This is a genomic window from Bifidobacterium sp. SO1 (assembly GCF_018555335.1).
GTDB lineage: Bacteria > Actinomycetota > Actinomycetes > Actinomycetales > Bifidobacteriaceae > Bifidobacterium > Bifidobacterium simiiventris.
The window spans coordinates 77,497-91,966 of record NZ_JAFEJR010000001.1 but is presented as its reverse complement, the minus strand read 5'-3'; the positions used below and the strand labels follow the sequence as shown (position 1 = coordinate 91,966).

Below are 14,470 nucleotides of genomic sequence, written 5' to 3'. Positions count from 1 at the left end.
TGTGCGCACTGTGGGTGTATGCCCGGGAGGGGTGCGCAGGATGCCCGCTGATTCTGTGTTTGTTCCCGGGCATACTGCCGGTTTTGGCGCTTTGAATGGCCGTATGCCCGGGAGGGGTGCGCGGGATGATGGCGGTTGAGGGTTCATTCCCGGGCTTACGGCCGGCTGAGGGTGCGGAACCGGCCGTAAGCCCGGCTGAGGGTGCGGAACCGGCCGTAAGCCCGGGAGGGAATGACGGCTCGCCGGGCGTCAGGCGTCGGAACCGGCGGATGCGGACGGCAGGTTGTTGCGGAAGATACGGTGCCAGTAGCTGAGCAGGTCCGCGCGCGACAGCGACAGGCACATGCTCATCGCGAGCACGGCCACGTCCTCGTTGAGCAGGTCGCCGAGTTCCACGGTGTCGCGTAGATCGGGCCAGCGGCTGAGCACGGCGAGCATGCCGCCGACCGTGAAGTCGAGCATGAGATCGGTTTTCAGGTCGATGTGCTCGGGCAGTTGCAGGCTGTGGATGATGGTGAGCCGGCCGAAGTCGCGCAGCGAATCGACCAGTTCGGGCGAGCTGTGCGGGCCGGCGATGAGCGCGAGCCGGTCGAGGCGCTCGCGGTGTTCGGGCGACTGCATGAGGTTGGTCATGTTCTCGCGCCATGTCGCGTCCGGGTCGGAGTCGGGCGTGGGCAGGGCCGGCTTGGCTTCCTGCACGACGTGCATGATGGCCGAATCGGCGAGTTCGGGCAGGCTGCTGTAGTGGTAGTAGAACGAGTTGCGGTTGACGCCGGCCTCGTGGACGATGTCGGTGACGGTGATCTTGTGGTATTCGCGGTCCGCCAGAAGGTCCCAGAACGCGTTTTCCATGCGTTCCTTGGCGGGCAGAATTTCGGAATCGCGACGTGGGCGAGGCATGGCGGCTCCTTGGATGAGATGCGGCGCGGGCTGAGCTTGCCCGGCTGGTGATTATTGGCCGAAGTGTCTAGACAGTCTGTCTAGACAAGGTGTCTGAACTGATATGATACACCGTTATTGGACAACGTGTCTATAGTGATCGGAAGTGATGCCTATCTGTCATTTTGACCGAGCGGCAGCGAGCGGAGAAATCTAGCGCCGTGACACCTTGGTGTTGCGCGCCAGCGCGGCCTGCAACAGGATCATCATCGCCTGTGTGATGTTGCGCCGATCCTCCGGGCTCAGGCCCACATACGCGCCGAGCATATCCGGGATCGCCTTCGCGCCGGCCGCCATCATCCCGCCGATGTTGTTCGCGCCGCTCGCCTCGAGCACCGCGAACAGCGCGTCCACCGCATGCTCGCGCTGCTCTTGGCTCAGCCCCGCCATCCAACGGTTCAGCGACTCGTTGAATAGTTTCGAGCTGTGCGCCAGATCCTCCACCTGCACGAACTCGCCGCCGCACATCTGCCATGAGAACGCGAAGTGCTGCATCACGCCCTCCACGTCCGACTTGACCACCGTGCACTTCTCCGGCGTCTCCAGGATCATGCCGATGATCGACGAATCCGGCACGATCTTGACGATCCGGTCCTTCACCGTGCCGTATTCGTATCCGTGCACCACATCCGCCGGGAATCCCGGCCCGTCCAGCGAATAGATGCGCACGACCCGCTCGCGCACGTCGTCCGGCGCGTTCATCGCCGCGTACACGGCCAGGTTGCCGCCCTTCGAGTGTCCGGTCAGGATGATCGGCCCGTCCCACAGTCCGGCGACCTGCCGCAGGTACTGCGCGGCCGACACCTGCGCCGGCACCGGATACTGGAAGGACATGTTGAAGTCCTCCTTCCAGCCGACCAGCGAGTCGTCGGTGCCGCGATACGAGACGACCAGCGTGCCGTCCGGCAGCCGGTACGTCAGCGCGGCGAACTGCGTCTGCCGGTCCGCGCTGAACTCCGCGGCGTATGCGCCCATGACGATGCCGGAAAACCGCGGATTGGCGGCGCATGTGCGATAGAAATCGTGCGTGAGCTGCGGGCTGACCAGTGCGATCGCGTTGACGTCGTGGTCGCTGACGACCTGGCCCTGATGCAGTTCGCGGTCGGCCTGTTCGATGGTCATGCCGTCGAACGGCGGATGGTTCAGGTGGTGCAGCGACGTGATCGGATGGCGGAAGGAGAACGATTGCAGGCGGTCGCGGAACGTGCCGTAGCGGTGCAACTCGTCGGCCAGGTGCGGCACGTCGTCCGGCACGTCGTCGTAGACAAGGATCGCCAGCGCGAGCGCGTCAGCCGCGCAGAACGGGCGCGTCGCGAAACCACGCGTCTCGGTGCGCGCGTAATCGGTGATGTTGCCCATCGCGCACCTCCTTCGCCACGGGCCGGTTCCGCTGTGTCTGCTGTGCGGGCCTCCTAGGAAAATCATAGTGAATGACGGTCTCGCTGCAGGCGAACCCGCGCGAAAATCGGCGGATTGATCCGACGAACCGCGTGAAATTGGAGTGTTGCGGCGCGGATGTGCCATGCCGGTGGTAGAAACGGAACCATACGCGGGAACGGCGCGGCATCGGGCTGTGGCCGTTGCCGGCGCATGGCTGGTATGACGGCACGTCGTTCCGCGAACGTTTGCGAGGCAGCACGAGGAGGTTGCATATGATCAACGAAGAATACAAGGCGATGCTCGGCGGCAAGTCCGTGATCCGAACCCTAAGCGAATACGCGACCGCCCGTGGCGCGGAAATCGGCTATGACAACGTATTCGACTACAGTCTCGGCAATCCGAGCGTGCCGTGCCCGCCTGACTTCACCAAGACGGTCATCGACATGTACAAGACCGCTGAACCGGTCAAACTGCACGGCTACAGCCCGTCGCTCGGCCTGCCATCGTTCCGCGCGGCCGTCGCCGACAACCTCAACCGCCGATTCGGCACCGACTACACCGCCGACTACATCTTCCCGACCACGGGCGCTGCCGGCGCGCTCGCGCACGCCCTGCGCGCGGTGACCAAGCCCGGCGACGAGGTGATCACGTTCGCGCCGTACTTCCCCGAATATCAGCCGTACGTGAACGGCACCGGCGCGCACCTGACCGTCGTGCCGGCCGACACCGAGAACTTCCAGATCAACTTCGACGCGTTCGAGGCGGCGCTTGGCCCCCAGACTGCGGCCGTGCTCATCAACACACCGAACAACCCGTCCGGCGCGGTGTACTCGGCCGCCACGCTCCAGCGCCTCGCCGACCTGCTGCGCGAACGCCAGGCCGAATACGGCCACGACATCTTCCTCATCAGCGACGAGCCGTACCGTGAGATCGTGTTCGACGGCGGCGAGCAGCCGTATCCGGCGAAGTTCTACGACAACACGCTCACCTGCTACTCGTGGTCGAAGTCGATCTCGCTGCCGGGCGAGCGCATCGGCTACGTGGCCGTCAACCCTCGCGCCACCGACGCCGAGCTCATCGTGCCGATGTGCGGCCAGATCTCGCGCGGCACTGGCCACAACTGCCCGAGCTCGACCATGCAGCTCGCGGTGGAGAAGGTGCTCGACGAGACCTCGGACCTGAGCGTGTACGAGACGAACATGAACCTGCTGTACGACGCGCTCACCTCGATCGGATTCGACGTGGTGCGCCCCGGCGGCACGTTCTACATCTTCCCGAAGGCGCTCGAGGAGGACGCGACCGCGTTCTGCATGAAGGCCAAGGAGTACGACCTGATTCTCGTGCCGTCGGAGAGCTTCGGCGTGCCCGGCTACTTCCGTATGGCGTACTGCATCGACACGGAGAAGGTGAAGCGTTCGATCCTGGCGCTCGAACGGTTCGCACGCGAGGTGTACGGCAAGGCCTGACGGCTTCGGGGTGCCGGGCATCGAGTGTGGCGTGCCACATGATGCCGCGGAATTCCGGGCGACACGCCGGGATTTGCGTCTGGCATCGGGTTCGTGTAGATTATCCATCTGTTGCCTCACGGCGACAGATTGCGGACATAGCTTAGTTGGTAAAGCGCAACCTTGCCAAGGTTGAGACCGCGGGTTCGAGTCCCGTTGTCCGCTCTAGTTTTTCGTGGTGTCGAAGCGATTCGGCGCTACGGGAGCGAAGACCCGGGCGGTTGGCGCAGAGGTAGCGCACTTCCCTGACACGGAAGGGGTCACAAGTTCGAATCTTGTATCGCCCACGATTGATCGGCAGGAGACTGTTGACCGATTGGATCGGACGCGAGTCTGGTCGTGCGACTGGGTGATTGGCGCAGCGGCTAGCGCACTTCCTTCACACGGAAGGGGTCGTAGGTTCGATTCCTACATCACCCACGATCTCGTGGTTTGCCGCGGGTGAATTTTGGGGCTATGGCGCAGCTGGTAGCGCATCTCCATGGCATGGAGAGGGTCAGGGGTTCGAATCCCCTTAGCTCCACAGACAAAGGGCTTGCCTTCGGGCAGGCCCTTCTTGCGTTTTGCGGACATCTTCTGCGGATCCTGGCGGCAACCCGACACTTGAGGTGCCGGCAGCGTCCGTTTACTGCCAGAACGGGCAGACCCTAACGGGAAACGGACGCTGGGAGCCGCGGTGGCGTCCACTTTCCTCTAGAACGGGAAGGATCCTAGTGGGAAACGGACGCGCACCATGCCGGCAGCGTCCGTTTACCGCGAGAACGGGGAGGGGTCCGGCGGAAAGCGGACGCTTGCTGATCGGCGCGCATCCGTCATCCTACTTTCGCGGCGCGTAGATCACCGTGTCGATCAGCTCGCGGTAATGCTTGACGATCTGCGCGCGTCGCGTCTTCAGGCTCGCCGTCAGCATGCCGTTGTCCTGTGTGAACTCGTCGGGCAGGATCTCGAACTTGCGGATCGACTCGGCGCGCGACACGCTGTCGTTCGCCTGATTCACCGCGCGCTCCACCTCGGCGTGCACGATCGGGTTGCGGGCCAGCGCGGCCAGATCAGGCTCGGTCTTCGCGCCCTGCGACTCCAGCCACGCGTTCGCGTCGGCCAGGTCGAGCGTCACCAGCGCCGCGACGAACGGCTTGCGGTCGCCGATCACCAGACATTGGTTCACCACCGGCGAGGTCATCACCGCAGCCTCCAGCAGTCCGGGGGAGACGTTTTTGCCGCCGGCGGTGATGATCAGATCCTTCTTGCGTCCGGTGATCGAGATGAACCCGTCCTCGGAGATATCGCCCAGATCGCCGGTGTGCAGCCAGCCGTCGACGATCTGCTCGGCGGTGACCTCGGGATGGTTGTGATAGCCGCGGCACACCAGGTGCCCGCGCACGCACAGCTCGCCGTCATCCGCGATGCCGGCCGTGACGCCGCTCATCGGCATGCCGATCGTGCCGATGCGGTTGTTCTCCGGCAGGCTCACGCACACCGGGCCGCAGGTCTCGGTCATGCCGTACCCCTCGAGCAGCGGCATACCGATGCCGTTGAAGAAGTGCGACAGGTCGGCGTCCATCGGCGCGCCGCCGGTGATCGCGAAATCGGCGTTCGGCCCGAAGATCGTGCGGATCTTGCGGTACACCACGCGCTCGTAAAACGCGTGCGCCAGCCGCCTGTTCCACGCCAGCTTCTCGCCGGCCTGCTCGGCCTTCGACCATTCGCGCGCCACGTCGGCCGCTCGCAGGAACATCTTGCCCGCAAGCCCGCTGCCCGCACGCTGGGAGGCCGCGTTGTACACCTTCTCGAACACGCGCGGCACCGCCAGCAGCAGCGTCGGCCCGAACGATTCGAAATCCTTGACGATCGTCTTCATGTTCGAGCTCAGACCCAGCGTCAGCGTGCCGCAGAAGCTCAGCAGTTCCATGAACCGCGCGAACACATGGCTCAGCGGCAGGAACAGCAGCAGACGGCGATCCGGCCATGCACAGGCGCGCGGCATGTATTGCATGGCCGACAGACACAGGAATGCGAGGTTGCGGTGCGTCAGCTCCACGCCCTTCGGGGTGCCGGTCGAACCGGACGTGTACACGATCGTGGCCAGGTCATCGCCGTGAGCGGAGCGCTTACGATCCCAGAACTCGCCGTCGGACACGGTCTTGCCGTATTCGCGCAGCGTGTCGAGCGCACCGGCCTCGATCATGAACACGTTGCGCAGCGTCGGCACCTGCGCGTGCACCGACTCGACCTTGTCGCGCTGGCCATCGTCCTCGGCGAACGCGATGGTGACCTCGGAATCGTTGAAGATCCAGCTGACCTGCTCCGCGGAGTTCGTCTCGTATACGGGCACGGTGAGCGCGCCCACCGCCATGATCGCCATGTCGAGCGCGGTCCACTCCCAGCGGGTGTGCGAGACGATGGACACGGCGTCGCCTTGCTGCACGCCGAGCGCGATCAGGCCCTTGCCGAGCTCGATCACCAGGTCGCGGAACTGTGCGGCCGAGAACGATTTCCAGATGTCCTTGCCGGATTCATCCTTGGCCTTGTATTCGACGGTGGAACCGTCCGGATCGCGTTGGGCGCGCCGGTCGAGGAAATCGAACAGATTGATATCGTCGTCGATGGGTTCCTTGAGCGGGTTGGTGAACTCTTTGACGATGGTGGTGGAATTGACTGTCATGGCTCAAGCATGGCACCGATGCAGTACATCGTGACGGCCATTGGAAACATGCGGAATGTGACCGTCCTCGCCCGGCGACACGCCGATGACGGCGGCCTGTCATGCGGGAAGATGCCGTCGGGTGTGTCGGTTCGCCGTTGCCGGACGGTCGGCAGATACCGGATCTACACTGGTAGCCATGACTGATGAGTTTGACATACTGGTCGGAGGCTTTGGCGCGTTGCAGGGGTCTCATAGCCCGGGCATCGAACAGTACTCGTTGCAGGTCGACGGCGCGGCAGACAATCGCGGCGCGGCAGCCGGCAGGCTCGACGCCAAGAACCGGGGTCTGCTGTCCGATGTGCCGTCCCCGTCGTGGCTGGAGCGTGATGGGGACATGGTGTATGCGGTGCTGGAAAACAGCAACGAATTGGCGGCGCTGCGCATCGAAGCGGACAATGCAACGATCGCTGAACCTGTGCCCGGCGGCACGTCCACGGATCCGGCAGTCCGGCAGGTGCGTCTCTCGCTGGTGTCGCGGATGCCGGTTCCCGGCGACGGCCCGACCCACGTCGCCATAGCCGTCGATGACCGGGATCAACGGCATGCGGTCACCGCCGACTATGTCAGCGGCACGGTCAGCGTGTTTCCGGTGGGCGACGATGGCTCGCTCGAGGCGGCAACACAGCACCTGCACGGCGAAGGCCGCGGGCCGCTGCCGGCGCAGGACGGGCCGCATGCGCATTGGATCCTGCCATTGCCGGACGGGCGCGTGCTCACCACTGACCTGGGTGCGGACCGCGTATACGTGCACCGCTGGCACAACGGCGAGCTGGTGCGCGTCGGTGCAGTGATGCTTGCGCCCGGAACCGGCCCGCGCGACATGCACATCCTGCCGAGTCGTGACGGTTTGCTGCGGGTCGCCGTCGTGGACGAATGGGGTGATACGGTCACGCTGCTGGGGTGCGATGCGAACGATGGCGATCTGCAAGTGCTGCACACCGTCGACCTCGGCGGCGACGATCTCGATCAGGCCGCATCGCTGGCGTATGTGCCGGACGCCGCGCTCGCCGAGGCGTCATCCAGCGATGCTGAAACACATGCTGGCGCTGAATCTGACGGTCAGGCCGCGATCGCATCGGCATATCCGGGATTCGCGTACGTGGGTCTGCGCGGCTCCGAACGCATCGTCACCTTGCGCTGGGACGGCGAACGGTTGCAACGTCTTGCCTCGCCCGATACGCCCGGCTGGACCGGTCGCGGCATCCCCAGCGGCGGCAGCCGTCCGCGGCATCTGCGCACGATCGGCCGATATCTGGTTGCCGCCAACGAAATCACCGACAATCTGACCGTCTTCCGCATCGCCGCGAACGGCGAGCCGATCATGCTCGGCAACGTTTCGGTCGGCTCGCCGACGACGATCTTGCCGCTGTGATCGGGCGAGCCGCTGCCCGAACAGGTGAGGAAAGGATGCATCGTGACTGAACCATCAACGGAGTCGTCAACGGAACCGTCTACGCGACAGCCGTCCGAAATCCAGACCAAATTCCACGGCAAGGCGCAAGCCTACGACCGTGCGCGGCCGGGATATCCGGACGCGGCCATGCAATACATCGCCTCGCTGCTGCCGGACGGTGCGCGGATCGCGGACATCGGCGCGGGAACCGGCAAGTTCACGGTGCCGCTGGCCCGGCTCGGATACGAGATTGCGGCGGTCGAACCGGACGCCGACATGCGCGGCGTACTGGCCGAAACGACCCGTCCGTACGCGAACGTGACGGTGTCCGACGGCACGGCCGAGCGCACCGGACTGCGCGATCGTAGCGTGGACGCGATCACCTGCGCGCAGGCGCTGCACTGGTTCGACCACGACGCGTTCCTTGCCGAATGCGCGCGCATCAGCCGAGACGAATCGTTCCTGCTGATATCGATCTACAACAGCACGTCGTTCGATTCGGCGATGATGCGCGGCGTGGACCGTGGCGTGCCGGGGGTGTCTTCCGGCGGCGGCAACACGACTGGTCCTGCCGACTCCGCCAACGCGTCGCAAGCGGTCGGCGCAACCGCCGTCTCGGCCGGCGATGCCGCCGACATCGGCGTCAGTGCGCGGCACTTTCGCGACACGGCCGCCGCATTTTTCACGCATCCGACGATCCGCCGGTTCCCCAACCCGATCCGCTACACGCGCGCATCGTGGCGCGCCTACATGGATTCGCACTCGCACAGCCCGCTGCCGACCGACCCGGCGTATCCTGCACACCGCGCGTGGGTCGACGCGATCTTCGACGCGCGGTCGGTCGACGGCATCCTCACCGACGACAACGTCACCATGATCGCCAGCGAACGTATCCACGTGCGATGACCGAACCGACACCGACCCGGCCGACAACCGCAGAATTCCGCCGATGCAACCGCTGGTTGCGCATCGGTTGCGGTCGGGATCGGCGTGTGCAACCGCAAGATGGTGGCGGGCGGCGGCGTGGTCTGCCATAGTGGGGTCATCGGCCGAACACGACATGACGACACCGTGGAAAGAAGGGGGATCACCATGACATTCCGCACCAATCTGCAGGCGTTGCGCGCGCGGCGCAACATGACACAGGAACAGCTCGCCATGCTGCTCGGCGTCTCGCGGCAGGCGATCTCGAAATGGGAATCCGAGAAGGCGTACCCGGAAATGGACAAGCTGCTGGCGATCTGCGACCTGTTCGGCTGCACGCTGGATGATCTCGTGCTCGGCGACGTGACTCGGGCGGATGATACGGGTGATGCGGGTGATGCGGCGGACATGGTCGATGCGGCCGATTGGTCGGCGTCGCTGCCGACGGCCGAAGGTGATCGTTCCGACTCCGACGGGCATGGCGGGAATCGGCCGGTCGGGTGCGACGGCATCGACGCCGCATCAGTGCGAACGCAGGACCCGGCCATCCCTCAGGACCCGACCGGCTACGATGCGCATCGCCGCCGGTTCGCATTGCTGATCGCGTCCGGCGTCACAACGGTCGTCGCGTCGGTTGGCGTTGCGAACCTGTTCGATCCTGTGAACTCGATCATCGGATCGTCGCCGTTCAACGATCTGCTGATGTTCGTGTGCATCGGCATGGGGATGGTCGTCGGGCTGGCGCTGCTTATTCCGGGCGGTATGTCTCATGTCGTCTTCGCGCGCCGGCATCCGTACGTCGAGGATCCGTATACCGAGGACGATCGCGATCGGGAGATACGACTGCTCGCGACCGGTATCGTAGGCGGCATGGTGGCGATACTGGTCGGCATCGTGGTGGTCGTGTATGCGGATGATGTGCTGGGTATTGCCTCTGGCTGGCCGAACGCGGTCATGCTGCTGCTCAGCGCGCTTGCCGTGTTCGGCTTTGTCTACTGCGGCATGCGGTATGGTCTGCTGAACATCGACGCCTACAACCGTGCGGCCGAGAACGATCGAGGTGAGGAGCGGCGAACCGGACAACAGGCGTTCTCCAATAGACTCACCGTGGCGGTGTGCGGTGTCATCATGCTGGTCGCCACGATCATCGCCCTATGTCTGTTGCTACTCATGCCCGGTGCCGATGCCGGTGTGTGGTCGGCGTTCACGCTGTTCTGGCTGCCGTGGCCGGTCGGCGGCACACTGTGCGGCATCGCGGCGCTCGTCATCTGGCTGTGCAAGGATCGTCTTGACGGCTGATGGGCGGGGTCTTTTGGGACGGTTCGCCGATTGAGAGGCAGATTTGGCGGTTTGCGTGCGTCGGTTCGCCGATCGAGAGGCTGTGGCTTGGCGGCGTCGGCCTCGCAAAACAAGGATAGGGGTGGCATGCGGTTGATCAGGTCGCGGCCGCCCGGGCGCACGATATCGCTGGATGCGTCGTGTCACCGTGCATGGATGAAGTGAATCGTATAACACGCCGCGTGGAACCGTATATGCTCGATCTATAATGATAACGCAAACATAGTTGCAATCATTGGGATTTGACGAGGAGTGTCAATATGGCCGAACTCAATAACGCGCAACGCCGTACCGAACAACTGCCGTACCACTACGACGATCCGTCCATCATGGGTGGCCAGCTCGAATATCAGGAGAAGCTGTGGGAGTTCAACCGGACCCACCCCACCGACGCGGACGGCAAGCAGAAGCTCCTCAAGGAGATGTTCGCCGAGATTGGCGACGGCTGCCACGTCGAGACGCCCGCGCACGCGAACTGGGGATTCCACCACGTGCACATGGGCAAAGGCGTGTACTGCAACGTGAACTTCACCTGCGTGGACGACGCCGACATCACGATCGGCGACTACTGCATGTTCGGGCCGAACGTCGTCATCGCCACGGCCGGGCATCCGGTGCTGCCGGTGCTGCGCGAACACCACTACGTGTACTGCATCCCGGTCACGATCGGTCGCAACGTGTGGATCGGCGCGAACGTGACGATCCTGCCGGGCGTGACCATCGGCGACAACTGCGTGATCGGCGCCGGCTCGGTCGTCAGCCACGACATTCCCGCGAACACGGTCGCCTACGGCGTGCCGTGCAAAGCCGTACGCGAGATCGGGGAGAAGGACCGCGAGTTCTACTACAAGAACCGTCGCCTAGACGTGTGGGAGTGAGCGCGTGCCAGAGCGAGCGTACTCGGCCGAGCATGTGTGCACTTCCGTAAAGGCTTTTGTGTCATGCGTGATCTGCCTTCTCGATACGTGGGAATATGGAACCCGAAAACGAATCTGCATATAAGAAAGATCGAGAATGATGATAGAAACTCAGCGTCTTATGATGCGCCCGTTCACGCTTGATGATGAGGATATCATCTCCGCGCTGTACGGCGACCCAGAGATCATGACGTATATGCCGTGCGGTTGTTTGACGGATGAGGGGATTCGGGATCATGTGCGGCAGGTGGTGTCTGACTGGGATGTGCGGCCGCAGACGAATTATGAGATGGCGGTGATCGCGAAATCCGATTCGCGAAAAATTGGGCGGGCGCGAATCCATATGGATTATGAAAGTGATACCGCGATGCTTGGCTGGCTGCTCGTGCGATCTGAATGGGGCAAGGGGTATGCCACGGAAATCACCAAATCATTGCTCAAATATTGCTTCGATGTGATGCAGGTTCATCGCGTGTGCGCGCTTTGTCATCCGAATAATATCGGCTCATGGAAGGTGATGGAGAAATGCGGTTTACGCAAAGAGGCCCATTACGTTCAAAAGGTGAAATATGTGGGTGCTGCCGGCACGCATTGGGAAGATGAGCTGGAATACGCGATACTGAACGAAGAGTTTCAACGAATGTGACTTGCTGCTGTGGCGGGAGAGTCGCCTCACCCACCACAGCCGATGCACCGCTACTGCAGGCAGGCTTCGATGTTGTTGCCGTCCGGGTCGTGGATGAACGCGGCGTAATAGGTCGGGCTGTAGTTCGGGCGCGGACCGGGCTGGCCGTTGTCGACGCCGCCTGCCGCAAGGCCGGCCGCATGGAACGCCTTCACCGCATCCTCGTCGGCCGCGTGGAACGCCAGATGCGTCGGCACGACCGGGTTGCCATCCTTCGGCGACTCCAGCCACACGCTGTCGCCGTCCTCGTCGTTCGCAAAGCACACCGCGCCCGGGAACTCGCATTTCTTCACGTAGCCCAGCGGCTTGAGCAACTGCTCGTAGAAGCCCGCGCGCTCGTTCGCGTCCTTGACGAACAATCCGACATGATCGATCATATTGACCTCCTTGCATCGGCGGAACCGCCGTATTCCCGGTGATCCCATCGGTTTCCAGTCTAGTCGGCGGGACGTGGGCGGCTGGGCGGTTTTGAGAATCTCGCGTCCGGCGCGTTGGGTGACGCGCTTGGCGGGCTCGTCGAGGAGCACATCTCCGTCGATCAGATCGGTGCGGTCGCCGGCGCGATCCGGGAACAGGGCGAGAACCTCGATCTGGGATCGATCGCCGACCGGACGGGTCTACCCACCGACGTCATCGGACAGATCTCGGGGCTGCTGGGACGTTAACCGACTTGGATGCCGCGCCTCGGCCCTCGCCGTCGCCGGTCGATCGTCTCCTGATCCTCACCTCTCCATGGCTGTTCGAGGCCGATGATCTCCGCCAGACGGACCGCTCCCGCGGCGACGCTCGCGGCCGCGACGGTCGTCATGTCCGCATGGCCAAGGGCCGCGAAGGCCGCGATCCACGGCAGGGCGAACGGCAGCGCCATCTTGGCGGCGATCATCGGCCACGGCATCGGCGGTGCGGTGCGGTTCGTCGCTCGCCGCAGTTCGTAGTCGAGACGCGAATCGATCAGCGAAACGCCCAGCCATGTGACCGCCAGCAGAGTGGCCAGCTCGCCGACATCGAACGCGGCGTGCGTGATGAACCGCAATCCCAGCCACGCGACCAGCAGACTGATCGGGAACGAGACGACCGCATCCAGCGTCAGATGTCCACCAAGCATATGGCCGTATCGTGGCCTGTTCCCAGGATTGTCGCTGCGCATTGGCGTTCCTTCCGGCCGGATTGATGATCCCCAACGGTCCAATGCGTCCCAATGTATCAGTCCGCAACCGGCCGCAGGGGAGCATGCGGACATCTGTGCACCCGCATGGAGGAATCGGACGGGCGGGCGGAGGCAGGCGCCGCCGTCAGGCCGTCTTGGTCGGGTCCTTCTGGAGGGTGAGGAACACGAGTGCGACGACGAGCAGGATCGCGATCGAGAGGACGCCGAGCGACGCGTTGCCGGTCAGCGACGTGGTGGTGGCGACGAGGAACGTGCCGAGAATCGAGGCCGTCTTGCCGAAGATGTCGTACAGGCCGTAGTACTCGTTGGCGTGCTCCTTGGGGATGATCTTGCCGTAGTACGAGCGCGACAGCGCCTGAATGCCGCCCTGGAACATGCCTACGAGAATCGCGAGGATCCAGAACTGCACGGCCGAACGCAGGAAGAACGCGGCGAAGAACACGATGCACATGTATGCGACGACCGCGGCCATGATCATCGGCTTGCACCCGAAACGGCCCGCCAGCCGTCCGTACAGGATCGCGCACGGGAACGCGACGAACTGCGTCACCAGCAGCGCCACCACGAGCTGCGTCGAGTCGATGCCGAGCTGCGTGCCGTACGACGTGCTCATCGAGATGACCGTGTTCACCGCGTCGATGTAGAAGAAGAATGCGATCATGAACATCCACAGCGGCTTGTTGCGCACAAGCTTGCGCAACGTGCCGCCCAGCTCGGTGAACGTGCCGTGGATCGCCTCGCGCGTGTGCTCTCGGGTCGCGCGGTAATGCACCTGCTTGTAGCTCGTCAGCAGCGGGATCGTGAACGCCACCCACCACGCGGCCGTGATCACGAAGCTCGCGCGCGTGCATGCGACCGTCGACCAGTCGAACAGAGCGGGGCCTCCGAAGATCAGCGCGATGCACGCGATGAACGGGATCGTCGAGCCGACGTATCCCCACCCGTAGCCGTGCGACGACACCTTGTCCATGCGATCGTTGTCGGTCGTGTCGATGAGCATCGAATCGTAGAACGTGAGCGAGCCGTTCAGTCCGATCGTCGCGAGCACATACACGATCAGGAACGGCAGCCAGGTCAGCGGCAGGGCCATCGCGCAGCACATGACCACGCCCGTACCGAAGAAGCCGAGGAAGAACTTGATCTTCATACCCTGCACGTCGGCGATCGAGCCGAGCAGCGGCATGAGCAGCGCGATGACGAGCGATGCGATCGTTTGCGCGTAGCCCCACGCCGACACGATGTTGCCGTCCGCGGGCATGAGCGATTTCGCGTAGATCGGGACGACGGCGGTGCTCAGCAGCACGAACGCCGAATTGCCGACGTCGTAGACGATCCACTGCTTCTCGCGTTTCGTGAGTTTCGCGGATGCGGCCGGTGCCGCCGGGGCCGGCGCGGCGGACATGTCGGTGGTGCTTTCAGACATAACGACTCCTGTTCATAACCATCTTTAATGGTACGGGACGTGCCGTGCGGCCGGAAGAATGGAGATGAACGCACAGTGAATTGTCGTTTGCCGG

Annotated in this window: 13 protein-coding genes and 4 tRNA genes; 11 read left to right on the top strand and 6 right to left on the bottom strand. The window is 63.7% G+C overall.

The features are described from left to right. Positions 1–249: 249 nt before the first annotated feature. Both JS541_RS00415 and JS541_RS00410 read right to left on the bottom strand, forming a co-directional pair. Positions 250–900, bottom strand: coding sequence for a TetR/AcrR family transcriptional regulator (locus JS541_RS00415; protein ID WP_214372361.1), 651 nt, complete (start codon positions 898–900; stop codon positions 250–252). A 192-nt stretch (positions 901–1,092) separates the two neighbouring features. Further along, positions 1,093–2,298, bottom strand: coding sequence for a DUF2974 domain-containing protein (locus tag JS541_RS00410; protein ID WP_214372360.1), 1,206 nt, complete (start codon positions 2,296–2,298; stop codon positions 1,093–1,095). 293 nt (positions 2,299–2,591) lie between these two features. On the opposite strand from JS541_RS00410, the gene JS541_RS00405 reads away from it, so the two are divergent. From JS541_RS00405 to JS541_RS00385, 5 genes are all read left to right on the top strand, one after another. Beyond that, positions 2,592–3,785 carry a pyridoxal phosphate-dependent aminotransferase gene (locus JS541_RS00405; RefSeq protein ID WP_214372358.1) on the top strand — a complete coding sequence of 398 codons (1,194 nt, stop codon included), beginning with the start codon at positions 2,592–2,594 and terminating at the stop codon, positions 3,783–3,785. A gap of 131 nt (positions 3,786–3,916) precedes the next feature. Then, positions 3,917–3,989: transfer RNA gene (locus JS541_RS00400), tRNA-Gly, on the top strand. 50 nt (positions 3,990–4,039) lie between these two features. Then, positions 4,040–4,111 (top strand) — tRNA-Val (locus tag JS541_RS00395). A gap of 60 nt (positions 4,112–4,171) precedes the next feature. Further along, positions 4,172–4,244 (top strand) — tRNA-Val (locus tag JS541_RS00390). A gap of 30 nt (positions 4,245–4,274) precedes the next feature. After that, positions 4,275–4,347 (top strand) — tRNA-Ala (locus tag JS541_RS00385). A gap of 294 nt (positions 4,348–4,641) precedes the next feature. Here the strand turns inward: JS541_RS00385 and JS541_RS00380 are convergent. Next, positions 4,642–6,486 (bottom strand): AMP-dependent synthetase/ligase, encoded by a 1,845-nt coding sequence (locus tag JS541_RS00380; RefSeq protein ID WP_214372356.1) that lies wholly within the window; start codon positions 6,484–6,486, stop codon positions 4,642–4,644. Between the two features lie 178 nt (positions 6,487–6,664). On the opposite strand from JS541_RS00380, the gene JS541_RS00375 reads away from it, so the two are divergent. The 5 genes from JS541_RS00375 (at position 6,665) to JS541_RS00355 (ending at position 11,746) form a co-directional block, all read left to right on the top strand. After that, entirely contained in the window at positions 6,665–7,900 is a 1,236-nt protein-coding gene (locus JS541_RS00375) for a beta-propeller fold lactonase family protein (RefSeq protein WP_214372355.1), read from the top strand. A gap of 42 nt (positions 7,901–7,942) precedes the next feature. Next, complete coding sequence (locus tag JS541_RS00370) at positions 7,943–8,827, top strand: class I SAM-dependent methyltransferase (protein ID WP_214372353.1); 885 nt, start codon at positions 7,943–7,945, stop codon at positions 8,825–8,827. 186 nt (positions 8,828–9,013) lie between these two features. Next, positions 9,014–10,144 carry a helix-turn-helix transcriptional regulator gene (locus JS541_RS00365; RefSeq protein ID WP_214372351.1) on the top strand — a complete coding sequence of 377 codons (1,131 nt, stop codon included), beginning with the start codon at positions 9,014–9,016 and terminating at the stop codon, positions 10,142–10,144. A gap of 299 nt (positions 10,145–10,443) precedes the next feature. Then, the gene (locus JS541_RS14965) at positions 10,444–11,061 is read left to right on the top strand and encodes a sugar O-acetyltransferase (RefSeq protein WP_214372350.1); all 618 of its coding nucleotides are present in this window, start codon (positions 10,444–10,446) and stop codon (positions 11,059–11,061) included. Between the two features lie 136 nt (positions 11,062–11,197). Next, positions 11,198–11,746: a GNAT family N-acetyltransferase gene (locus tag JS541_RS00355; RefSeq protein WP_214372348.1), complete on the top strand. Its 549-nt coding sequence runs from the start codon at positions 11,198–11,200 to the stop codon at positions 11,744–11,746. A gap of 50 nt (positions 11,747–11,796) precedes the next feature. Here the strand turns inward: JS541_RS00355 and JS541_RS00350 are convergent, their stop codons facing one another. Then, entirely contained in the window at positions 11,797–12,162 is a 366-nt protein-coding gene (locus tag JS541_RS00350) for a VOC family protein (RefSeq protein WP_214372347.1), read from the bottom strand. A gap of 114 nt (positions 12,163–12,276) precedes the next feature. On the opposite strand from JS541_RS00350, the gene JS541_RS00345 reads away from it, so the two are divergent. Continuing rightward, entirely contained in the window at positions 12,277–12,450 is a 174-nt protein-coding gene (locus tag JS541_RS00345) for a chemotaxis protein (protein ID WP_214372346.1), read from the top strand. On the opposite strand, the gene JS541_RS00340 is transcribed toward JS541_RS00345, so the two are convergent. Both JS541_RS00340 and JS541_RS00335 read right to left on the bottom strand, forming a co-directional pair. Then, entirely contained in the window at positions 12,447–12,932 is a 486-nt protein-coding gene (locus tag JS541_RS00340) for a hypothetical protein (protein ID WP_214372345.1), read from the bottom strand. The genes JS541_RS00345 and JS541_RS00340 overlap by 4 nt on opposite strands. A 145-nt stretch (positions 12,933–13,077) precedes the next feature. Beyond that, positions 13,078–14,376, bottom strand: coding sequence for an MFS transporter (locus tag JS541_RS00335; RefSeq protein ID WP_214372344.1), 1,299 nt, complete (start codon positions 14,374–14,376; stop codon positions 13,078–13,080). Positions 14,377–14,470 lie beyond the last annotated feature (94 nt).

Coding starts and splice junctions, on each gene's coding strand:
- JS541_RS00415 (WP_214372361.1), bottom strand. CDS start 900: ATGCCTCGCCCACGTCGCGATTCCGAAATTCTGCCCGCCAAGGAACGC.
- JS541_RS00410 (WP_214372360.1), bottom strand. CDS start 2,298: ATGGGCAACATCACCGATTACGCGCGCACCGAGACGCGTGGTTTCGCG.
- JS541_RS00405 (WP_214372358.1), top strand. CDS start 2,592: ATGATCAACGAAGAATACAAGGCGATGCTCGGCGGCAAGTCCGTGATC.
- JS541_RS00380 (WP_214372356.1), bottom strand. CDS start 6,486: ATGACAGTCAATTCCACCACCATCGTCAAAGAGTTCACCAACCCGCTC.
- JS541_RS00375 (WP_214372355.1), top strand. CDS start 6,665: ATGACTGATGAGTTTGACATACTGGTCGGAGGCTTTGGCGCGTTGCAG.
- JS541_RS00365 (WP_214372351.1), top strand. CDS start 9,014: ATGACATTCCGCACCAATCTGCAGGCGTTGCGCGCGCGGCGCAACATG.
- JS541_RS14965 (WP_214372350.1), top strand. CDS start 10,444: ATGGCCGAACTCAATAACGCGCAACGCCGTACCGAACAACTGCCGTAC.
- JS541_RS00355 (WP_214372348.1), top strand. CDS start 11,198: ATGATGATAGAAACTCAGCGTCTTATGATGCGCCCGTTCACGCTTGAT.
- JS541_RS00350 (WP_214372347.1), bottom strand. CDS start 12,162: ATGATCGATCATGTCGGATTGTTCGTCAAGGACGCGAACGAGCGCGCG.
- JS541_RS00340 (WP_214372345.1), bottom strand. CDS start 12,932: ATGCGCAGCGACAATCCTGGGAACAGGCCACGATACGGCCATATGCTT.
- JS541_RS00335 (WP_214372344.1), bottom strand. CDS start 14,376: ATGTCTGAAAGCACCACCGACATGTCCGCCGCGCCGGCCCCGGCGGCA.